The 20,159-nt window shown below is 70.6% G+C and carries 20 protein-coding genes and 1 pseudogene; 14 read left to right on the forward strand and 7 right to left on the reverse strand.

Annotated elements, in window-relative coordinates; genetic code table 11:
- Positions 1-928 (reverse strand): NAD(P)/FAD-dependent oxidoreductase (locus ACZ5NW_RS36775; RefSeq protein WP_468748401.1); only part of this gene is annotated, 928 nt, incomplete at its 3' end.
- A 175-nt stretch (positions 929-1,103) separates the two neighbouring features.
- Positions 1,104-1,919, reverse strand: coding sequence for an oxidoreductase (locus ACZ5NW_RS36780; protein ID WP_468748402.1), 816 nt, complete (start codon positions 1,917-1,919; stop codon positions 1,104-1,106).
- A 205-nt stretch (positions 1,920-2,124) separates the two neighbouring features.
- Here ACZ5NW_RS36780 and ACZ5NW_RS36785 point away from each other — a divergent pair, with 205 nt between their 5' ends.
- The 4 genes from ACZ5NW_RS36785 (at position 2,125) to ACZ5NW_RS36800 (ending at position 4,837) form a co-directional block, all read left to right on the forward strand.
- Positions 2,125-2,748, forward strand: a complete 624-nt coding sequence (locus ACZ5NW_RS36785; RefSeq protein ID WP_468748403.1) for a TetR/AcrR family transcriptional regulator — start codon at positions 2,125-2,127, stop codon at positions 2,746-2,748.
- A 185-nt stretch (positions 2,749-2,933) separates the two neighbouring features.
- Entirely contained in the window at positions 2,934-3,269 is a 336-nt protein-coding gene (locus ACZ5NW_RS36790) for an ATP-dependent DNA ligase (RefSeq protein WP_468748404.1), read from the forward strand.
- Between the two features lie 152 nt (positions 3,270-3,421).
- Positions 3,422-4,267, forward strand: coding sequence for a hypothetical protein (locus ACZ5NW_RS36795; protein ID WP_468748405.1), 846 nt, complete (start codon positions 3,422-3,424; stop codon positions 4,265-4,267).
- A gap of 117 nt (positions 4,268-4,384) precedes the next feature.
- Positions 4,385-4,837 (forward strand): translationally-controlled tumor protein, encoded by a 453-nt coding sequence (locus tag ACZ5NW_RS36800; RefSeq protein WP_468748406.1) that lies wholly within the window; start codon positions 4,385-4,387, stop codon positions 4,835-4,837.
- Between the two features lie 372 nt (positions 4,838-5,209).
- On the opposite strand, the gene ACZ5NW_RS36805 is transcribed toward ACZ5NW_RS36800, so the two are convergent.
- Both ACZ5NW_RS36805 and ACZ5NW_RS36810 read right to left on the reverse strand, forming a co-directional pair.
- Positions 5,210-6,199, reverse strand: a complete 990-nt coding sequence (locus ACZ5NW_RS36805; protein ID WP_468748407.1) for a phosphotransferase family protein — start codon at positions 6,197-6,199, stop codon at positions 5,210-5,212.
- Between the two features lie 56 nt (positions 6,200-6,255).
- Positions 6,256-6,405: pseudogene (locus ACZ5NW_RS36810) on the reverse strand (ATP-binding protein); the annotation flags it as partial.
- Positions 6,406-6,562: 157 nt separating this feature from the next.
- Between ACZ5NW_RS36810 and ACZ5NW_RS36815 the strand changes: the two are divergent.
- On the forward strand, positions 6,563-6,766 hold the full coding sequence (locus ACZ5NW_RS36815; RefSeq protein WP_468748436.1) for a hypothetical protein: 204 nt from the start codon (positions 6,563-6,565) through the stop codon (positions 6,764-6,766).
- A 130-nt stretch (positions 6,767-6,896) separates the two neighbouring features.
- Here ACZ5NW_RS36815 and ACZ5NW_RS36820 read toward each other — a convergent pair whose 3' ends face one another.
- The 3 genes from ACZ5NW_RS36820 to ACZ5NW_RS36830 all read right to left on the reverse strand — a co-directional run bounded on the left by ACZ5NW_RS36820 (position 6,897) and on the right by ACZ5NW_RS36830 (position 9,287).
- Positions 6,897-8,102, reverse strand: coding sequence for an alpha/beta hydrolase family protein (locus ACZ5NW_RS36820; RefSeq protein WP_468748408.1), 1,206 nt, complete (start codon positions 8,100-8,102; stop codon positions 6,897-6,899).
- Between the two features lie 103 nt (positions 8,103-8,205).
- A complete protein-coding gene (locus tag ACZ5NW_RS36825; protein WP_468748409.1) occupies positions 8,206-8,544 on the reverse strand; it encodes a winged helix-turn-helix domain-containing protein in 339 nt (112 codons plus the stop codon).
- A complete protein-coding gene (locus ACZ5NW_RS36830; protein ID WP_468748410.1) occupies positions 8,541-9,287 on the reverse strand; it encodes a hypothetical protein in 747 nt (248 codons plus the stop codon). The genes ACZ5NW_RS36825 and ACZ5NW_RS36830 overlap by 4 nt, the downstream gene beginning before the upstream one ends.
- A gap of 28 nt (positions 9,288-9,315) precedes the next feature.
- On the opposite strand from ACZ5NW_RS36830, the gene ACZ5NW_RS36835 reads away from it, so the two are divergent.
- From ACZ5NW_RS36835 to ACZ5NW_RS36875, 9 genes are all read left to right on the forward strand, one after another.
- Positions 9,316-9,582: a recombinase family protein gene (locus ACZ5NW_RS36835; RefSeq protein WP_468748411.1), complete on the forward strand. Its 267-nt coding sequence runs from the start codon at positions 9,316-9,318 to the stop codon at positions 9,580-9,582.
- A 1,169-nt stretch (positions 9,583-10,751) separates the two neighbouring features.
- Positions 10,752-11,678, forward strand: coding sequence for a conjugal transfer protein (locus tag ACZ5NW_RS36840; protein WP_468748412.1), 927 nt, complete (start codon positions 10,752-10,754; stop codon positions 11,676-11,678).
- 2 nt (positions 11,679-11,680) lie between these two features.
- Positions 11,681-12,022, forward strand: coding sequence for a hypothetical protein (locus ACZ5NW_RS36845; protein WP_468748433.1), 342 nt, complete (start codon positions 11,681-11,683; stop codon positions 12,020-12,022).
- Positions 12,019-12,591 carry a hypothetical protein gene (locus tag ACZ5NW_RS36850; protein WP_468748413.1) on the forward strand — a complete coding sequence of 191 codons (573 nt, stop codon included), beginning with the start codon at positions 12,019-12,021 and terminating at the stop codon, positions 12,589-12,591. Before ACZ5NW_RS36845 ends, ACZ5NW_RS36850 begins: the two co-directional genes overlap by 4 nt.
- Positions 12,588-15,230 (forward strand): ATP-binding protein, encoded by a 2,643-nt coding sequence (locus ACZ5NW_RS36855; protein WP_468748414.1) that lies wholly within the window; start codon positions 12,588-12,590, stop codon positions 15,228-15,230. The genes ACZ5NW_RS36850 and ACZ5NW_RS36855 overlap by 4 nt, the downstream gene beginning before the upstream one ends.
- A gap of 11 nt (positions 15,231-15,241) precedes the next feature.
- Entirely contained in the window at positions 15,242-15,601 is a 360-nt protein-coding gene (locus ACZ5NW_RS36860) for a hypothetical protein (RefSeq protein ID WP_468748415.1), read from the forward strand.
- A gap of 1 nt (position 15,602) precedes the next feature.
- Positions 15,603-18,371 (forward strand): hypothetical protein, encoded by a 2,769-nt coding sequence (locus tag ACZ5NW_RS36865; RefSeq protein ID WP_468748416.1) that lies wholly within the window; start codon positions 15,603-15,605, stop codon positions 18,369-18,371.
- A gap of 41 nt (positions 18,372-18,412) precedes the next feature.
- Positions 18,413-19,519 (forward strand): C40 family peptidase, encoded by a 1,107-nt coding sequence (locus tag ACZ5NW_RS36870; protein ID WP_468748417.1) that lies wholly within the window; start codon positions 18,413-18,415, stop codon positions 19,517-19,519.
- Positions 19,516-20,151, forward strand: a complete 636-nt coding sequence (locus ACZ5NW_RS36875) for a hypothetical protein (protein WP_468748418.1) — start codon at positions 19,516-19,518, stop codon at positions 20,149-20,151. The genes ACZ5NW_RS36870 and ACZ5NW_RS36875 overlap by 4 nt, the downstream gene beginning before the upstream one ends.
- The last annotated feature ends 8 nt before the right edge of the window (positions 20,152-20,159 follow it).

Raw genomic sequence — 20,159 nt, forward strand, 5'->3', positions numbered from 1 at the left:
CGGCCAGTGCGCCGGCCGCTGCGGAGGCCCCGACCTGGGCGACCGGATCGGTGACGTTGCCGGCCACCCACACACCCGGCACCTCGGTGGCGCCGTCCGAGCCGGAGGCGAAACCGCGGCCCACATTCGGCAGGTCCCACACCGGCAGGCCAAGTCCTTCCAGGCCCTGGGTTCGGGCCTGCACCTGCGGGACGACCGCGAGGACGCGGCGGGCCACGACCTGGCCGTCGGCCAGGCGCACCCCGGCGAGGGCGCCGTCCGCGTCGTCGACGATCTCGGTGACCGGGGTGTCGATGACGCGGATGCCGCGGGCGGCGAAGCGGGCGCGGGTGTCCTCGTCCAGGTCGGTGCCGTGGGTGAAGTAGGTCAGGTCCTCAGTCAGCTGCCGGAACAACAACGCGGGGCCGATGGAGGCCGGGCCGGTGGCGAGGATGCCGATGGGCTCGTCGCGCACCTCCCAGCCGTGGCAGTACGGGCAGTGCACCACACTGTGCCCCCAGTGCTTGGCGAGCCCGGGCACCTCCGGGAGCACATCCTTCAGGCCGGTGGCCACCAGGACGCGGCGGGCGGTGATGCGGCGGCCGTCGGCCAGGGTGACGGTGAACCGCAGGTCCCCGTCTGCCGACGGGGCGGCAGGCTCGGCCGAGACCACATCACCGTGGACGACGCGTCCCCCGTACTGGCGCACCTGCTCCCGGCCCCGTCGAAGGATCTCGGACGGCGGGGTGCCGTCCAGGGCGAGGAGGCCGTGCACGGCATCGGCGGGCGCGTTGCGCGGGGAGCCGCTGTCGATCACGACGACCGAGCGGAGGGAGCGGGCCAGGATGAGTGCACCGTTCAACCCCGCGGCGCCCCCGCCGATCACCACCGCGTCGACGGTCCCCTCGGCCAGTGCGTCGCTCACGTACGGAGGAGTCGTCGCAGCCACGGCCTCCTGCCTTTCCTTGTTTCAGTCATGGTTCGGTCAACCCTTCGAGTTCTCGGTGGTCGGACGAGGATCAGCTGTTCAGGGAGCCCAGGAAGTCGGCGACCGTCGTGGGCTGGCTTCGGTGTCTCTGTTGTTGGACGCGTGCGACTCCTCAGGCGCCGGGTGCACTGCGGAGTCAGCCCGCCAGTCGGTTGAGCTTGCGGATTTGGCTGTCGAAGGCGCGCGAGGGCACGATCTGGCGCAGGACGCTGACGCGTTTGGCCATCGAGCCGGCGGTGTACCGGAGCTTGGGCTTGGAATCGGTGGCGGCCGCGACGATCACCTTCGCGACAACGCCCGGGTCGTCGGCGTTGCGCACGGCCGTGGCCAGCACGTCTCGGGAGACCTCCCGCTGTGCGGCGTAGATCGGCACGGGCGAGTCGGGTGCCATGCTGCTCGCCTCGAAACTCGTACTTGTGTAGGCCGGCTCGACCAGCAGCATCCGGATGCCGTGCTCGCGAAGCTCGTGGTCGACGGACTCGGAGTAGCCCTCGACCGCATGCTTGGTGGCGGCGTAGACGGCCATGAAGGGGGCTGGGATCAGGCCGAGTACCGAGGAGACGTTGACCACGCGGCCACTGCCCTGGGCGCGCATGTGGGGCAGCACTGCGTTGGTCATCCGCATCACGCCGAAGACGTTGATGTCGAAGACCTCCATGGCCTGGTTGATCGAGCTCTCCTCGCCGGCGCCGACCGCGCCCACGCCTGCGTTGTTGACCAGGACGTCGATCCGGCCGAACCGCTCGATCACCTCCTCGACCAGGGAGCGGACCGACTCGTCGCTGGCCACGTCGAGATCGAGGAACGTCACCCCGGCGAGCGGCTCGGCGTTCGCCGCGTTGCGGCTCGTGCCGACCACCGCGAAGCCGGCGCCCACCAGGGCGAGCGCCGCCGCCCGCCCGATCCCGGAGGAGGCGCCCGTCACGAGGGCCACAGGGGGAGCTGTCTGCATGGTGGTTCCTTCGGTTGAGGGCATGGCTTCGTCATTGCGCTGCGCGGGGTGGCCTGTGCTCAGGTCGATCTCATCCGCACCGGTCCTGCAAGCCCGGACCAAACCTGTCCGGTGAGCTCAGGACAGTTCTGTACTGAACAGTCGGAAACCTAGGTGGTTCTGTACTGAGTTGTCAAGAACGGCAGGTCGGCTTTACCTTCTGTGTATGGCGAGACCACGAAGCTTCGACCGCGACCACGTCCTCCATGCCGCCGAGCGGCAGTTCCGCGCTTCGGGCTACAACGGCACGAGCGTCGACGACATCAGCGCCGCCACCGGCCTGGGCCGCGGCAGCCTCTACGCCACGTTCGACGACAAGCACGGCGTGCTGCTGCAGGCGATGGCCGTGTACTTCGCCCGGCTGGAGCAACTGCCGAAGGCGCTTGCCGGACCGGACGAGGGCGCCCTGGAACGACTGCACGGCTACTTGCTCCGCGCCGCCGTCCACGGGGTGCCACTCGCCGCCGACGTCCCCCCCGCCCCTGACCGGGCGGCGGCGGCCTGCTTCGCCGCCAAGATGGCCCTGGAGATCGGCGCCTCCGACCCCGAGGTGGAACGCCTGGCCAACGACTGCTTCTCTGTGGTCGTGACGGCGGTGGCCGAGTGTGTGCGAGCGGCGCAGCGCAACGGCGACATCGACCCCGACGCGGATCCCGACGACCTCGCGCACCTTCTGTGGACCATCATCCGCGGGATTGATGTCGCAGGCGCGTGCGGCAACAGTCCCGCCCGCCTGACCTCGATCGCGGAGAGCGCGTTCGCCTTGCTTCCTCGCCCGCGCCACCACTGAGAAGGGCACGGCCGGCCTCGTGGCACAGGCAAACTGCCGAGGTGCATCTAACGCCCGATCAAGGCCGGCCGACCGCGCGGCACCAACCACGTCGCCAACTTCCAGTCCAAGTGACAGACAGCTAACCCACCCCGGGGCGGCCCCTTGCGGCAGAGGGGCCACCCCACAGGCTTCTGACCGAATCCATGGAAGAGGCCGTCCGGGAACCGCCACCGGACCGCAGATCGGGAACCAGTGTCTCTGAGACATGCCTCAGTCTGGAGAAGGACGGGTTCCGGGCGGCCGTCTGCGTCGACGCGGGCCGAGGGGTGCTGCGCTCCAGGCGCGGCACCGACATGGCGCCGGCGTTCCCGGAGATGGTGGCCCGGGCCGCGCAGCTGCCAGATGCGACCGCCCTGGACGGCGAGCTGGTCGTATGGGACGCCTCGGGGCGGCTGGCCTTCGAGCAGCTACAGAACCGGCTTCAGGACGCGACGCCGAGGCGGCCCGGGCGGCCGACCAGTGGCCGGCCCACTTCGTAACCGGAGCACGTACGGGTTCCGGAGTGGCGCGCTGTGGGAGAAACGCCGCAAGTCAGCAGGTCAACGAGGCCTGTTCGACTCGTCACCCGATGGCGTGAGATTCCTGTGATTACTGGCAGATTCTGCGAGCAGCGGCCCTAATCTGCGGATCCGTGGAGGAATCTGAAACTCGTCGCCTGGCGCTCCTGCCGACGCATGCCCCACAGAACGATGATCCCCTGAACTCCGGGATGCCTCTGGCCGATGTCTTCACGCTGCACGGGCGGCGGTCGGCGTCGTCGGATCCGGCGGACGAGCGGGCGTTCTTCCTGGACGTGCTGGCCGAGTATCAGTGGGCCAGGGACGCCGCCGGGCTGATGCCGGGCACCATCGACAAACTCGTGAAGCCGGTGATCGAGCTGTGCGATCACTACGCAACGGTCCCCTGGCGGATCGAGCCAAAGCACCTGGACCGGTACTTCGCGGGCGTGGGCAAGCGGGCGCGGTCCACGGTGCGAGCGAAGATCACCAACATCGACGGCTTCTACGCGTTCCTTGAACAGCGGTACGCCGGGGAGATCAGTCGCCTGTTCGGCGCCGCGGTCGAGTCGCCCGTCGATCCGTTCAACCGGCCACGCCACCGTGGGGACCTCGGCCTGCGCGTGCCGCCGTCGCAGCGGGCGATGACCGACTTCTTCGCACGGTGGCGCAAGGCTCTGCCGACCGCGCGGAAGGAGGCAGTGGCCTACCGCCACTACGTGATGGCGAAGATCGCGTACCTGTCCGGGGTGCGGGCCTCCGAGTGTGCGGCGTGCGGGTCTCGGACGTGCACTGGGAGTCCGGGCAGTGGGGCCGGTTCATCGTCGAGGGCAAGGGCGCACGCGGCGCCCGGACTGCTCAGATGGCTTCGAGCGTTGGCTCGGCGCCGACCGGAGCCAGCTCCCGGGGCGCTGGTTGTCCTGTGGCGGCTGGCGGGCACCGGAACGGGTGACCTTTCGGCTGGCAGCTTGCGGAAGTGATCAATCGCGCAGTGTGCTTGGCCAGCGGGCGCCGAAGGGTCAACATCCAGACCGGCGCGCCGCTCCGGCGAGCTCCGATTTGCGCTTCCGCTTCTTCAGAAAGGCACCCCAGAGGCGATGCAGCTCTACATCGACATCATCAGCGGCGACGAACTTTTCACCGACGACTTCCCCGTCAAGGAGGCGGAGGGCGCCTACGAAGTCGAGTGCAAGTTGATCGAGGTCGAAGGGCCCTCCGGCGGCATGAAAACGGTGCTCGACGTGGTATTCGCGCACAGTCTGCGGCCGACAACGTTCGATAAGAAGTCGTACGGGGCTTACCTCACGCATTACCTGAAGGCCGTGAAGACGAAGCTGACTGAGACGGCCCCGGAGTCCGTCGAGGTCTTCGAGAAGGAGTCGGCCGCCCTGGCCAAGCGTGTCCTGGAGGCCAACTTCATGGACTACGAGTTCCTCACGGGCCAGAGCATGAACCCTGACGGTGCGGTCGCTCTCCTGAACTACCGGGAGGACGGCACTACGCCGTACCTCACCTTCTTCAAGCACGGCGTTGAGGCCACAGAGCTCTGAGGGCCGCAACCTGACCGGGGCGTGCTATGCATAATCGGGCCGCCCCACACCGGGCACGTCAGCCGCGGCAGCAGGCGCTTGTCGTCGGTGGCCACGGCCTTCAGCAGCAGCCGGCCCGGTGCTCCGATTCGCTCGGTGGCCTACCGCACTCGGTACGCCTGGGCCCGGCAGGCCGGCCCCCAGTACAGGCACCGCCGTGCGGTTGTCGACCGGTTCTGGAGTCAGTTGTCGATCAGCCGGCTCGTGAGTGTCGAGGAGAATGACGGCACTGCCGAGTGAGTGAGGGAACGTGGGACGGCCAGCCGCCCGTCAGGGCGGCTGGCCGTCGAGGCATGTAGCGGCGGAAGCGATGCGTATGTGGCGGACGCGGTGCTATGAGACCAACAGAGCCAGTGCTTCTTTCGCGTTGTGCTCGGCGATTTCCTGCATCACCGTGCGGTGCGGGAAGTCGCCATCGAGCAGACGAAGGGGGCCGGCCACCAGTGAGAGACGCATCGCGAGCATGTAGAGGTCGAGCCGTGCCGGATCGAGTCCGGGGCGGGACAAGGCCGCGTACTGGTCACCGAAACGAAGCTGCAGGAACACGTGCTCCCACTCGACATCGAAGAACATCAGGCCCTCGATGTCGATGAGGACAGGATGGCCGGAGGCATCGACCAGGACATGGTCGGGCCCGAGTTCACCGTGGATCAGTCCGTGCTGCGTACGCGGAGCCACTCGTGTGGCCAGCTCCTGCAAGCGATCGTGCAAAGAAGCTGCGGCTGATCCGATGATGGGGTTGCGTTCGGCCGCCTCAGCGAGATCCTCGATGGCACGTTCGAGCACCAGTTGCTCGCATGAATCGCCACTCGCTCTGTCGCCCCGTTCGAGCACGTCCACCCTGCCGTAGTGCTGACTGCGCTGCTGATGCATCACGTCGAGCATTGCGGCCAGCTCGCTCAAGGCACGTGATGCGCGTGCGGGATCCGTCTTCAGGAGCGTTTCTAGCGTGCCGCCGGCAACGTCCTCGACAACTGCCACGTCCGCCGGGTAGCGACGTCGGCCGTCGTCAGCGAGAAGCACCCCTGGAACCCGGACTCCAAGGCCGTCCAGTCTCCGCTGGGCCGCCAGGAAGGGGACCAGCCCGGAGGCGGGAGCGAACGGGTAGGCCGCGTCGATGGCTTCGGCAGCCGGCCAGAAGTTCTCGGCCTCGGCCCAGCTGTAGACGATCACACTCGCTGCATGTGATCCGCTCGTGTGAACCCGGTAGACCCCCTTCTTGCTCCCGCCGCGCAACCGGTCCACTCCGACAACGCGGGCCTCCGCCCCCAGTGCCTCATGCACGATCCCTGACAAGGCTTCACTATCTGTGAACTGGCGCATCCGACGACCCTATCCCCGGCCAGATGCACCGTCGGGCCGAGTCGGCTTCCAGTGAATCAGCCGACCTTGGCAGGTTCTTCGGCTCGTGCTCGGGTGCTGGCGAGACGGTAGGAGTCGGTGCCGGTCTCGATGACGGTGCCGTTGAAGGTGAGACGGTCGACGATAGCCGCGCAGAGGCGGGGATCGGTGAAGGTCTTGGTCCAGCCATCTGGGGCTGGCACTTGTTCCCTCACAAGTGTCGTGGCTGCCTGGTCCGCGGCCCCGAATCTTCTTGGGTCAGCGCGGCGAGCTGCGGCAGAACTACCGCGAGGGTATGAAGGACCAGCTCGGCGCGCTGGGACTGGCCCTGAACGCCGTAGCGCTGTGGAAAAGCCTCTACCTGGACGGACGGTCAAGCAGCTCGCCGCTGGCGGCTTCCCCGGCACCGACGACCTGCTGGCTCGCCTGTCACCGCTGCGGTTTGACCACATCAACTTCGCCGGCCGCTATGCGTTTTTCCGCCCGCAGGAGGCCGGCCGCAGGCCGCTACGCGAACCCTCGACCGGCGGGGAGGACGACGGCGAGTGATAGGAGCGCCAATCGCGCAACGGAAGGGCTGCGCGGACGCGGACAGCCGGCCTTGCGAAGGCCGCGCCCGGATGGCGACGGCATTCCTGGGACTCTTGGGCGGACCGCGCAATGCGCGGCCCGACGCCTCTTACGGGATGAACTTCACCTCTGGGAAGGCCGCGCTCGGGCCGTCGAGCAGATGTCGGCGGCGGTGTCGCAGGTGTAGGTCGAAGAACGCGAGCGGGTAGGCCTGCTGGATCCGGACCGCCCGAGTCGGATCGAGGGTGCCGGTCATGTCCTGGATCTGCTGGCTCGTCATGCCGAGGACCTTGCCCGCTTGCGGGATCAGTGTCGCGTCGTCGCCGTACGTCTTGTGGATGGCCCCGTCAGCCTGGATGTTCAGCCGCCAACCGCGAAGGTGTGTCCAGAACTCGGCGACGTCCGGCATGGCGGCCCGGGTAAACGAGGCGGTCATCATCATGAACGGCCGGTCCAGGTCGGTGGTGATGGTCGGCTGCATCGGACCGTCGATACTGAGCCCGGCGCCAACGCGCTGGTCGGCAAGCATGGTGAGCGCGGTGGCGGTGCCGCCCTTCGACCAGCCGAACGCGCCGATGCACCTCGGGTCGAGGGCGCCGAGCAGCCCCTGGGGCAGTGGCCTGCCGTCGACGTCGGGGTTGTGCCCGGCGGCCATGGCCTCGACGGTGTCGAGCACGAACCGGAGGTCCGTGGCGAAGTCCCGGGGCCCCAGGAACGGCGGGGCCTGTGCCGGAACGGTGAGTCGGCCGTCGGGGAACTCGCTGAACGCGTCGTACGTGTGGTCGACGGTGACCACGGCGTAGCCGTGGCTGGCGAGTTCCTGGACCATGATGGTGTGGTCGCCGCGATGGCTGCCCGCGCCGTGCGAGTACACGAGGACGGGCAGGCGGTAGCCCGTTTGGTGCACGGGTGCGCCCACGTGTGCGGCGGTGAGTGGGCCGAGGGCGGGATCGAGGGGGAAGCCGACGTCCGCCAGAATCGCCCGCAGCGCACCCTGGGTCATCCAGGGAGCACGCGGCAGGTCCTTCGTCTTGCAAGCGGGGTACCAGACGCTGGCCATCAACTCGCGATGATGTCCTGGGCCGGCCGCAGGATCCGGACGCGAGGTGTCGACGAGGTGGAGCGGCACCGTGCCCACCGGGTGCGGCCCGGTGGGCCTGGGCAGCGTGAGCCGCGACAGACCGGGGGCGGTCGGAGCCGCCCACGCCGGGCGCGCTGCGCTGATCGGCACGGCGGCCCCTAACCCCGTTATCAGTGCGGCTGCGAGCATGCGGCGGCGCGTCATGTCCGTCGTGGTGACCGGTGTGATGCTCACGGGTCCTCCCTGGGTTTCTTGGACGGTGTTCGGCGTGCTGTCCGGGTCCGCCGGACGCCGGCGGGAGCCGCTCACGGCTCACCACGGTTCGCCGGGATGCGGATCAGGACTCGGGGGCTGAGCTGCCGTGCTCGATCTGGTGAATGAGTCGCTTGAGCTGGGTGACCTCGTCCCGCAGGGCGCGCTCCCCCGCGGGGGTGAGGGAGAGCCAGGTGCGGGCACGTTTGCCCTCGTAGCCCTTCTCGATCTCCACCAGCCCGGCCTTCTCCAGCACGGACAGATGCTGGCTAAGGTTTCCGGCGGTGAGGCCGAGCGCCGTGCGCAGGAAGCCGAACTCGACCCGGCGCGCCTGATGGGCAACGGTGAGGATGCCGAGGCGCACGCGCTGGTGAACCACGTCGTCCAGGCCGGTGACGGGGTGCTGCTCGGGCTGATCGGTCATGACGCGTTACGCCTGCCGGACAGCTCGGCCAGGCCGAAACCGAGGGCGCCGAGCAGGAGAAGCACGCCGGGGACGCCGAAAGTGGGCAGCGCGGACCACGGCGAGGTGAACGGGATCCCCGCCCAGCCGGTGGACAGCGGCACCAGCACGATGGCCAGGTACACCACAGCGAGCAGCAGCAAGGCGCGGCTGCGCTCCACCCAGGCCAGCACCAGCAACGGCAGCCCGACGGCCATGGCGTTCCCGGCGAACCGTTCGAGGAACCTCGTCACCCCGGAGGCGGGGTCGAGGTGCAGGCCCCAGAAATCGAGCGGTTCGCCGAGCTGTGGCATCCCGTGGCGCAGGCTCCACATCGCGGTGACACTCGCCAGGGCGACCAAGACGATCCCCGTCAGGACGTAGGGCCCAACCCGGGTCCCGACACCGCGGTTGCGGGAGCGGCGGATGTAGAAGCACGCCGTCGCGGCATAGGCCACGGCGAGCCCGAGGGGCCAGTAGACCGCCGAGCCCTGCGTGACCAGGGTGCAGCCGCTGCCCGCCGCGGCTTCACCCGCCGGGCAGGCAACGGTCTCGACCTTGAAGGTGAAGCGGCCGACCAGGATCCCGCCCAGTGTGAGCACGCCCAGCAGCAGGAGAGGGAACCAGGTGCCACGCTGCGCGGCACGGACCTGGCGGGTCAGGTCGCCGAGACCCGCGAGGACTTCGTGGGGAGTGCCCGCAGAGGACATCGATGCGTCTGTCACACCGTCAGCTTTGCATCACAAACTAGTTATGGCAAGAAATCTGTGTGCACTCCAAGATCGGATCCGGGAACCCGGCAGGCCAAAGCCCGACCGCCAGAACGACACACTCACCGCCGCCGGGTGCCCACGCATCTTCGCCGACAAGAAGTCCGACAATGACGACCTCCGGCCCGAGCTCAAGGCCCGCCACGCCTTCCTCGCCGCCGGCGACACCTTGGCGGTCCCCGCGCTCGACCGCTACGGCCCCTCCTTCAAGGACTTGGAGAACATGGTCGGTAACTGCGCCGCCGGATGATCGGGTTCTGCTCGCTGCACGAGTTCCTGGACACCACCACCCCGGCGGCCGGCTCGTCTTCCGCGTCTTCGCCGCGCTCGCCCAGTTCATCCGCGAGCCGATCGTTTCCGGCACCCGCGAGGGCCTGGACGCCGCACGCTCCCGCGGCCGGGTCAGCGGTCGGCGGTCGGCGGTCGGCCCACCGTGGCCCCGAGATCATCCGCGCCGCTCGGGCGCGGTCGAAGGCCATGTCAACCGGATCAAGATGCTCAAGCGCCAGATGTTCGGACGGGCGGGACACCAACTTCTCCGCAAGCGCGTCCTATTAGCGTGACGGAGAATCGCCGCGTCACAGAAGTTGAGCCAGAGCCCGTTCTTCGCAGACAAAGCCACGCCTCGGTGGCAGCCGGCCGCCACCGCTTGTCGAAGGCAAACCGGCGGCCCTCCAGCAGCCCGGTACGCAACCGCACCGGCGCAGGGGTCCTCCGCGGAGCCATCGGCGCTCCACCACAGGCGGTGTGATCCCGACGGCCAAGCACCGCACGGCGGTTGCGCAACCAGGCCGCGCAACCCGTCGAGGACCGCGCCCAGTCCCCGTGCGACGATCCGGCAACCCAGCCGTCGAACTGCCATGGCCGGGCCTATGGTCGGGCCGACCACGCGCCTCAGCCCGGCGCGCAGCCGCATCAGCGTAGAGGTCCTCCGCGGGGCCATCGGCACTCCACCACAGGCAGTGTGATCCCAATGGCCAAGCACCGCACGGCCGTTGCGCAACCGGGCTTGCGCAACTGGTCGAGGACCGTGCGCAGTCGCCGTGGGCGGGGCTGCGCAGTGCGTACTTGGGTCTGTCCATCCTCCTCTGGTGCGCAGGCCCGCATGCCGCACTGCGCAGGTGCCGATCGTGGGCCGGGCGGCGCGTGCCTGCGCAGCAGTTCGCGGGCTTCGGTGGCCGCCGACAGGGTGGTCGCGCAGTGGGCCGGTGGCCGCGCCGGGTGTGCCGGCCCCCTTGGCCGCCCGGATGTTCGCGAAGGAACCCGTGGTCGGGCTCGTGGTCGGGCCGACCACAGGCCCGACCACAGGCTTCGTGTCCCCTTCGTGACCGTGGTCGGGGGGTCATGGTCGGTGGTCGGGTCAGGGCCGGCGGGTTTCCTCAAGGCCAGCAACATCCGTTCCGACCCGGGAGTTTGACCATGTCCCCTGCCCAGCATGCCCCGCAGAGCGAGGCTGCGGCTCCGATGGCCGCAGGCGCCCGGCTGGAGGCGATGCGCCGCCGCGTACGCCTTGCGCGTCTGGCGCTCTGGACCATCATCGCGGCCGGCCCGATCGCCCTGTGCGTCGCCGTCGCCTCCACCCCCACCCCGGCCGAGGCGGCCGCCCCGGCCAAGCCCACCACCGTGCGCACCACGCCGGCCGCCGACCCGGGCGGCTATGCGCAGCTGTTCCTCAGCGCGTGGCTGCGCAGCAGCGCACAGCACGCGACAAGTGCGCAGGCGCGGCTTGCGCACTCCCTCGCGCCCGACATCGAACTGCCCGACCCGGCCCCGGGTGCGCAGCCCGCGCCGCAGTCCGTGACAGCGGTGCGCAGCGCGCAGCACTCCGGACGGGCGTGGTCGGTGACCGTGGCCGCGCAGTACGCCGACGGGCGCTTGCGCTACTACACCGTGCCGGTCACCGCCGACCGCGCGGGCGGCTCGTTCGCGGTCACTGGCGCGCCCGGCGTCGTGGCCGGCCCGGCCCGGGCCCAGGCGGCAACGTCGCCCTACGGCGTGACCGTCCCCGAGGGTGATCTATCTGCCGCCGTCGGGGACTTCCTCACCGCCTACCTCACCGGCACCGGCCAGGCCAACCGCTACCTCGCCCCCGGCGTGACCCTGCCGCCCCTCTCCCCCGCCCCCTACACGACGGTCTCCGTCCAGCAGGTGTCAGCCGACTCGGCCGCGGCCGCCGAGCAGGTGCCGGCCGACGGCACGAAAGTACGCGTCCTGGCCCAGGTGCAGGCCCGGGACACCGACGGCCGGTGGCCACTGGCCTACGAACTCACCCTCAAAGCCCGCTCGCGCCGGTGGGAAATCACCGCCCTGGAGTCCCGGACCACCCAGAACGGCGGTCCGCGGTGAACATCAACACCACGCACACGCTGATGCACGCCGGGCAGCTGGACGACCTCGGCAACTCCTGGATCACCATGTTCCAGAACTGGGCAACCAAAGGACTTCAGGCCGGTCTGCTCGTCCTCGTCGTCACCATCATGATCCAGAGATTCTCTCTGAAGGCGGGCATCGGCGCCCTGCTGCTGATGGTGATCGCGCTGGGGCTCTACGACTCGCGCGACAGCCTCGCGAACATGTTCGAGGACGAGGTGAAGCACCCTTCCAAGGGCGCACCCGCCGCCCCGGGCATGATCCAGCCCGAACTCCCGGCCCCCCGCAACCACTCGCCCGGCGCCGGGAGCCGGCTGTGACCGCGGCCGCAGACCGGGTGAGCCGCTACTACACCTCCGCCCGCCGCCACCCCTGGGTACTCGGGAAAGTCGCCGACTGGAAAATCCCCCTCGGCCCCTACACACCCGCCCAGATCGGCATCGCCGTCACCGGCGGCTTCCTCCTCATCAAAACCATCCACTGGTGGTCGTGGATGGGGCCGGTTCCGCTCGTGGCCTGGCTGGGGACGATCTGGACCGTCCGGCAACCCAAAATCCGGGGGCGTGCCCCGATACAGGCCGCATGGGGCTGGGTGCTGTTGGGCCGGCAGCCCCGAGGAGGACGGATCGGCGGGCGGGCCGCCCGCGACCGCGGGTCCCACCCCCTGCTCGGCGGCTGCACGATCGAGGACGCGTCCGCGCTCGCTGCGGCGCCCGCGTCTCGTGCGGCTGTGCAGCGTGCTCCCCAGGCGCCGCATCCGAGCCCTGCCGCGGGTCGCTCGTCCACGCGCCACCGCAGGCAGACGGCTGCTCCCGCAGTGTCGGTGCGTCCGGTGTCGGGTGTGCAGCAGTTGCTCGCTCTCACCGGGCAGGGCGGGGGTGTGCGGTGAGGGTTCCGATCCGGCACATCGCCGGACACCTGGTGTGGTCGACACAGGGCCCCGTGTGGGCCCTCTACCGGTTGCATCCCGGGCCGGACGCGCGGGGACGACGTGAGGAGACCGTCCAGGGCACCCATGTGCCTGCCGCGGTCCGTGACGAACAGCTCGCCAAGACCACACACCTGATCCGTTCCCTGTCCGGGGCGCCGCGCCTGTTCGGGCTGTGCGCGCAGGTCGACCCTGGTGAGATCGCTCTGCGCATGATCGAGGGCATCGAGCCCGCCGAGCAGGCACCAGGGGCGGGCCGGCATCCGTGGGTGGAGAATGTCGAGGCCGCCCTGGACCTGCTGGACGACCAGGAGATGCACCGCCGCACGCTGTGGCTGGCCGTGCCCCTGCAGACCGAGACCGCGGGCCTGCAGGTGTCGGCGTCCCTCGGTGCGGCGTGGGCCGAGGTCGCGCCGATGCTGGGCCTGCGGCCGGCGCCAGTGGCCCGGCGCGAGGTGAGCGCCTACCGCGAGCAGGCCTTGCGGGTGGAGGCCGCGCTCGCGGGCGGCGTCGCCTTTCGCCCGGCCCGTCCGGCGGAGATCGTGTGGATGATCCAGCACGCCCTCCACCGCGGCCTTGCCGAGCCGCTGCTCGCCGAGGCCGAGAGCAGCGAGTTGTACGGCGGGCACATCCGGGACGGCGTACTGCGCTCGCCCAGCTACGCCGATCTCGGCCAGGTCCGCCTGCAGGAAGGCGGTATCGACCCCGACCTTGACGACGTCGACGAGCTCAAGAGCCGCAACGCCTGGTGGCGCCTGAACACCGGCTCCCCGCTCGGGCGGCGCTGGCTGCAGGTCGAGACCGACACCGGGATCGGCTACCAGGCGCAGTTGGCGCTGGCTGAGTGCCCGCCCGCCGTCGGCCAGGACGCCGCCGACCTGTTCGCCCAGCTGGAGCTGCTCGACTTCCCCGTCGACTACACCGTCGACCTGACCCTGGTGCCCGCGGAAAAGGCCCGCGGGCAGGTCCGGCGCAAGAAGAACGAGCTGGTCGACCAGGCCGACCAGTACGACGCCCGCCCCACCGGCATGCCTGCCTCCCTGACCGAGGCCGCCCGCGACCTCGGCGAGCTGGACGCCCGCCTGTCGCGCACCAGCGTGGAAGTCGAGGTCCAGTCCGTCACCGTGCTGACGGTGTGGGGCCCGACCGCCGCCGTCTGCGACGCCCGGGCCCGCGCCCTGGCCGCCTTGCTCGCCAGCGCCGACTACCGCGCCGTGCGCCCGGCCGGCCTGCAGGAGGCCCTGTTCACGCTGGGCCTGCCCGGCACGGTGCGCCCAGGCGTGGTGCGGGAGTTCACCCAGCATCAGGTCAGCGAGGACTGGGCTATGGGTGGGGCCTTCACGGCTGCGGAGGTCGGCGACCCGAACGGCATGTTCCTCGGTATCGACCTGGACTGCGGCACCACCCGCCCCGTGATGATCAACGTGGCGGACGCGCCGAAGCAGGACGCTTCCGCGTCGATGGGGATCGTCGGGGATCTCGGCGCGGGCAAGAGCGTGCTGCAGAAGCTGATCGCGGAGGCGGTGTGGGCGCGGGGCGGGTGCGCGATCTGCATCGACCGCACCCCGGTGCGGGAATGGGCGACCTTCGCCCGCACCGCCGCCAAAGGGCGCGTCCAGGTCATCGACGCCGCCCGGGCCGAGGTGTCCATCGACCCGCTGCGCATGTTCGACGGGCCCGAAGGCCGCCACTACGCCCTGTCCTACCTCACGCTCCAGCTCGGTATCGGCCCGATGAGCACCAACGGGGAGATCCTGCACCATGCCGTCGAGCGGGCCGCCGCCAGTGACGCCCCCTCCATGCACCGTGTCCTTCAGGTCCTCGACGAAATGGCCGGGACGCAAGCGGGCAAGCGGCAGGACGCGGCCGCCACCCTCGCCGGCCTCATCCGCGTCGTGGCCGGCAACCCCCTTGCCGCGATGGTGTTCGACCCGACGCTGCCGCCGGTACGGCTGGACGCCTCCAGCACCTCCGACATGATCGTGATCACCACGACCGGTCTGAAACTGCCGCCCAAGGCAGCGTTCGACAAGCCGGAGGTCCTGCACCAGCAGCCGCTGGAGGCCCTCATCGGCCGCGCCGTGCTCTACCTGATCGCCGCGCTCGCCCGGCAGACCGCGTTCGAGGACCCCGACCGGTTCACCGCGATGGTGCTGGACGAGCTGTACTGGCTGACCTCGTCGGCCGAGGGCACCGCCCTGGTCCACGAGATGCTCCACGACGGCCGCAAGCACGGCGCCGGCCTGCTCGCCGCCTCCCACGACTCCCTCGAACTGGGTCCCGACCGCGGCCTGATGGCTTACCGCGCACTCGCCCGCACCACCGACCGCGAACGCGCCCGCCGCGGGCTGGAGTTCGTCGGTCTCGACCCGAACGACCCGGAGCTGCTGCGGCTGGTGACCACCGGCCTGTCCCCCGTCGGCCACAAGGGCCGCGAAGGTGAGTTCCTGCTGGCGTGCCCCCGGCAGAACACCGGCCGCATCAAGGTCGTCATCCCCCGCATCGAGCGGATCTCCTCCTCCATCACCACCACACCGGGTCCCCGCTCCACCCCGCCAGGGTCCGCGTCGCTCGCCGACGCGGCCACGGGCGAGCGTTGAAGGAATCTCCCATGACCTCTTTCGCACCCAGCCGTGCCCGGCGTCTTGCCGCCGCCGCCAGCGCTCTGTCGGCGATCGGCGTCGCCGTCGGCCTGCTCGTCCTGGCTCTCGGGGCGAGCCTGCCGGAGCCCTGGTGGCCGAGCACCGGACACGCCTTCTCCACCGGTGACGCCAAGGCACCCGCAGACACGTGCGATCGGATAGCCGGTCCCGCCAAGGCGTACTGCGAGCGCGGCCGCCACGCCACGAGCGCCGGATCCATCCGGGCCGGCGGTGACGCCGCCGCATGGAAGCTGCTGCCGGTTGCAGCGGCCATCGGTGCACTCGTGCTCTGGCGGCGCCGAACACCGACGAGGCAAGGACGGGCCTGAGATGTTCCGTCCAGACCGGGCAGCCCTGCGTTCAGCCGGTTTCGTCGTGCTGCTCACCGGCGTGTTCGTCCTGGTGAACAGCCAGGTCGTGTATGCGGCCGACGCGAGCAGTGAGAGCGGAGACCTTCTGGCGCCGCTGAACCTCACCAGCTCCGAAGGAGCGCCGATCAACGGCTACGAGCTGAACGCCGACGGGGGTTCGATCTTCTCCTTCCGTACCCAGTCCCTCGCGTTCGCCCTGTCAGGGCTGTTCATGCTGATCCGGCTGCTGGTGGGGCTCGCGGGGTGGGCGGTCGAGCTGGCGTTCCGGTTCCCGCTGCTGAAGATCCTCACCCATCCCGCGCAGAAGACCGCCGACACCTATACCCGCATCGTCGTCGACTCCCTGGGGCTGAAGGGGCTTCTGCTGGCCTGGGCCTTCGTGTTCGCGGGTTTCATGATCGTGCGCGGGCGGGTGGGCCGCGGCCTGGGCGAGATCTTCCTGACCCTGCTGATCGGGGCACTCGCCGCGTCGGTGTTCGTCCGCCCCGACTACCTCCTCGCCCAAAGCGGCCCGCTGGGACAGGGCCAGCAGGTGGCGGCCGAGGTCGCCCAGCAGAGCGTCAACTCCTACGACTGGGGCGGCAAGATCGCCAGCAAGAACCCGTGCGACGGCATGGCCGGCCGTCAGGAGGCAAAGTGCCTCGAGGAGCAGGGCCAGTCCCCGGTCACGGCCGAGGAGGTGGCCCGGCCTCTGCAGGACTCGATCACCAACGCGCTGATCGTCAAGCCGTACATGCTGCTGCAGTACGGGCGCATCCTCGACCCGGCCAAGGCCTCCGACCGCCAGGCCTACGCCGTCCACCTGAAGTGGGTGCTCGGCGGGTTCAAGCCCGACGCGGACCGCGAAGCTCCTCATGACAAGCGGTGCGACCGGATCCCGGCCGAGGCCAGGAAGTACTGCGAGAAGGCCTACGACCCCAAGCCCGCCGTCCCGGACATATCCCAGGCGGATGACGGCTCGTCGCTCATCACCAGCGGCGGCGACGTTCTCAGCGCGGCGTCCAAGCCCTCTCAGGAGCAGGTCGAGTTCGACGCCTTCATGGACGCGATGGAAAAGGCCGGGCCGGTCGGCAAGGCGTGCGCCGAGTACGCGAAGAAGCCCACCTGGTGGCGTCTTGGAGGTGCCTTCCTGCTGCTGATCGGGGCGTTCTTCATCTGCGGCATGCTGCTGTCCAGCGCGATCGTGCTGCTGGGCACCCAGGCGGTCTGCGCGGCGGCCGCGGCCGCCGGGGGGATCACCTTCGTCGCGGGCATGCTGCCCGGGCCCGCGCGTCAGTCGGTGTGGAAGTGGCTGTCCCTGTGGGGCATCGCCATCCTCGCCATGGTCGGCATCTGCGCGTTCATCCCGTTCTTCGGTATCGCCATCGACGCGACCGTCACCGCCGGCCCCGACTTGATGGTGGAGCGGATCCTGCTCATCGACGTCCTCGCCATCGCCGGCGCGGCCGGGCACCGCCGCCTGATGACCGGCATCACGTCCTTCGGCCGGCGGATGGCCATGCGGATGCGCTACGCCAAGGTCGGCGGCACCCACCTGCCGGGCGACACCTCCGAGCTCGGCGCCGCGCTCGCCATGAACTCCCCCGCCGCGCTCGGGGGTTACGGCGCAGGCTTGCGCGCCTTCACCAGCGGGGGCGGCGGCAGGTTCGGGATGCTCGGCACCCGGCAGCGGCTGATGGGCGCGCTCACCTCGCTGCTCGACGGCGCGGGCATGCCGCTGGACACCGGCAGGGTCGTCGCCGATGCCACGGCCGAAGCCGGCCGCGGTCTGGCCCCGCTGACCGCGGCCGCGGCCGTGGGCGGGCTGGGCGCACGGCTCGGTGCCCGGGGCGCCAACTGGCTGCTGGTCGGCCGCCGCCCGGATCGGGAGCAGCTGGCCAAGTGGCAAAAGCCCACCGCCGACGGCGACCTTGGCGCGGGCCCGGGCGGTCCGCCGGATGGCGGGGACGACGGCCGGGGTGGTGGTTTTGGCGGCGCGGGACCGCGCCGGCCTTCCGGCCCGCCCGACCGCTACCGCAACGAGCAGGGGCAGGTCATCGACCGCACCACCGGCCAGGTGCTGCACGACCAGAACAGCGACCGCACACTGCTGTCGACCCGCGCCCACAACCGGCTGGTGCGCCTTCGCGGTTACCGCATCCTGAACCGGGGCGGCCGGGCCGCGTACGGGGCGACGCTCGGGCTGCCGGCAGGCGTCCGCCGGGCCCGGGCGGGGGGCTCGCGCTACGCCCAGGATGCCCGCCAGCAGGTGCGGGTGTGGGGCAACACCATCCGGGAGGACGGCCGTGCCTGGGCCGGTGCCGGGCGGCAGGTGGCGCGTGTGCTGCGGGAGAACGACGACCGGGGCGGGAGTATCACGTTCGCCGGCCGCCGCCTGCCGACCGCAGCCAGCCCGGTAACGTCTGCCCGCCCGGCAGCCCCTGCGCGTCCAACGCCTTCCGGCCGGCCTCCAGGTCGTGCAGAGCCGACCCCGGCTCGGCCGACCGCGCCAGCATCCCCAGACGGCCTCGCGGGCGGCAGAACCACGCGCCCGGCAAACCCTGCACCAAGAACGGTCCCGGGCCTCCCCGGCGCGGGAAGCGTCCGCGACAGCCCGCGCGATCAGGCGCGTGCCCGGATGCGGGATCTGCTGCGGCAGAGCCAGCCCGCGCAAGAGGCTCAGCGCCGGGCCGATCGGCTGGGCGAGATGCGGGCGCGGTGGCAGGCCGAGGACGGTGAGGACGAGTGAGGGCGCCTGGGCGCCGCCTGGGGCGGTGGGGATGCCTGGTCGTGGGGCTGCTGTTCGCCGGCGTGTGCTGCGCGGCTCCTGTCTCAGGCGCGATCAGCGCGTACGTCGCGATACAGACCGGGTTGCAGAATGACGGCCAGATCGCCGGCGACGGCACGGCTGCGGACATACCCGCGCGGATGCTGACCGCCTACAAGAGGGCTGTCCAGCAGGTCGGGACGTACAGCCCGACGTGCCGGGGTATGCGCTGGCCGGTCCTGGCGGGGATCGCCAAGGTCGAATCGAACCACGGCGCCGGCCACGACGTCGCCGGCAACGGCGACATCCATCCGAAGATCTACGGGGTGCTCCTCAACGGCTCCGGGACCGGTGGAAACACCGCCGTTGTCCGGGACACCGACGGCGGCAAGTGGGACGGCACCGCCGTCGCGGAGCGCGCGGTCGGTCCCTTCCAGTTCCTGCCGTCCACCTGGGAGGGCATCGGCCGGGACGCGAACGGGGACGGGAAGGCCGACCCGCACAACGCCGATGACGCCGCGCTCGGTGCCGCCGTCTATCTGTGCGGCAGCGGACGGGATTTGACCAGGTCGGCCCAGCTCAAGGCCGCGATCTGGCAGTACAACCACTCGGGTGAGTACGTCGCCAACGTGCTGGGCTGGGTCGACCAGTACACGGTGGCCGCGAAGGGACCGGATCTGAAGAACGTGCCCGGGAAGGTCCGCACGGTGATCGAGGCGGCGCTCTCCCAGCGCGGTGTGCCCTACTCGTGGGGCGGCGGCAACGCCGGCGGCAAGTCCTTCGGGTTCTGCTGCTCGCCCAGCGGTAAGAGCGGTGCGAACGTCAAGGGCTTCGACTGCTCGGGGCTGACCGTGTATGCCTTCGCCAAGGCCGGCATCCGGCTGCCGCGTACCGCTGCCGCGCAGGCCGGGACAGGCCGGCGTATCCCCGCCGGGGACGGCACCGGAGCGCTCAGAGCCGGCGACCTCGTCTTCTACGCCGACGCTCCCGGCCGCGACGCGACGATCTATCACGTCGGGATCTACCTGGGCGGTGGGCAGATGGTCAACGCTCCCCGTCCGGGCGCCGTCGTCCGGCTGGACGGCATCGACGCGATGTCGGGATACGCGGGAGGGGCCCGGCTGCTATGACCCACGTCCCGGCACATTCCCCGCGCCCCCTGCTGATCGCCACCGTGGTCCTGATCGTGGCCGGGGTGATCCTGCTGGCGCTGCCGCGGCCGCCGACGACCTCCGGAACCTCGCCACCACCGCGCCCGGCCGCTCCCACGACAACCGCTCCCAGCAGCCGCACAGGGCAGGCCGGCATTCCCGCGCGGGCCACGGCCTCCACCGCGTCGACGCCGTGGGCCGGCGCGTCCGCGCCGCCGGCGTCCGGCGAGGGCGCGGCCGGCGACGGGGCCATCCAGAAGTCGCTTCAGGACGCCTGGCCCGCCGACCTGGCCGCCGCCGACGAGCACCAGCTCCTCTCGGCCGGCCGCAGCCTGTTGCGGGCGGACGCCACGGGCGTGGGACGCGCCGCGTGGCCCGCACTCTTCGGCACCCGTCACCACCCGATCGCACCGGCGTTCGCCCCGGCCCGCTTCCGCATCCAGGCCGCCGTCGCCCGCCGGGACGGCAGCCCTGACAGGGCGGTGGTGCACCTGGTGTGGGCCGGTTGCGACCGCGGCGGCACCTGCACCGACCGGCGCATCACCGACTGGTACTTCGCGCGCACTTCGACCAAGGGAGGATCCGTGTGGACACCTCAGCCGCGTCCCTGACCGTCCGG

The sequence above is a fragment of the Streptomyces sp. NPDC032126 genome, assembly GCF_055580085.1.

What these genes read in the sequence shown, in the direction of transcription:
- ACZ5NW_RS36780 (WP_468748402.1), bottom strand. Translation starts at nt 1,919, where the DNA reads ATGCAGACAGCTCCCCCTGTGGCCCTCGTGACGGGCGCCTCCTCCGGG.
- ACZ5NW_RS36785 (WP_468748403.1), top strand. Translation starts at nt 2,125, where the DNA reads ATGGCGAGACCACGAAGCTTCGACCGCGACCACGTCCTCCATGCCGCC.
- ACZ5NW_RS36790 (WP_468748404.1), top strand. Translation starts at nt 2,934, where the DNA reads ATGGAAGAGGCCGTCCGGGAACCGCCACCGGACCGCAGATCGGGAACC.
- ACZ5NW_RS36800 (WP_468748406.1), top strand. Translation starts at nt 4,385, where the DNA reads ATGCAGCTCTACATCGACATCATCAGCGGCGACGAACTTTTCACCGAC.
- ACZ5NW_RS36805 (WP_468748407.1), bottom strand. Translation starts at nt 6,199, where the DNA reads ATGCGCCAGTTCACAGATAGTGAAGCCTTGTCAGGGATCGTGCATGAG.
- ACZ5NW_RS36825 (WP_468748409.1), bottom strand. Translation starts at nt 8,544, where the DNA reads ATGACCGATCAGCCCGAGCAGCACCCCGTCACCGGCCTGGACGACGTG.
- ACZ5NW_RS36835 (WP_468748411.1), top strand. Translation starts at nt 9,316, where the DNA reads ATGGCAAGAAATCTGTGTGCACTCCAAGATCGGATCCGGGAACCCGGC.
- ACZ5NW_RS36840 (WP_468748412.1), top strand. Translation starts at nt 10,752, where the DNA reads ATGTCCCCTGCCCAGCATGCCCCGCAGAGCGAGGCTGCGGCTCCGATG.
- ACZ5NW_RS36860 (WP_468748415.1), top strand. Translation starts at nt 15,242, where the DNA reads ATGACCTCTTTCGCACCCAGCCGTGCCCGGCGTCTTGCCGCCGCCGCC.
- ACZ5NW_RS36865 (WP_468748416.1), top strand. Translation starts at nt 15,603, where the DNA reads ATGTTCCGTCCAGACCGGGCAGCCCTGCGTTCAGCCGGTTTCGTCGTG.
- ACZ5NW_RS36875 (WP_468748418.1), top strand. Translation starts at nt 19,516, where the DNA reads ATGACCCACGTCCCGGCACATTCCCCGCGCCCCCTGCTGATCGCCACC.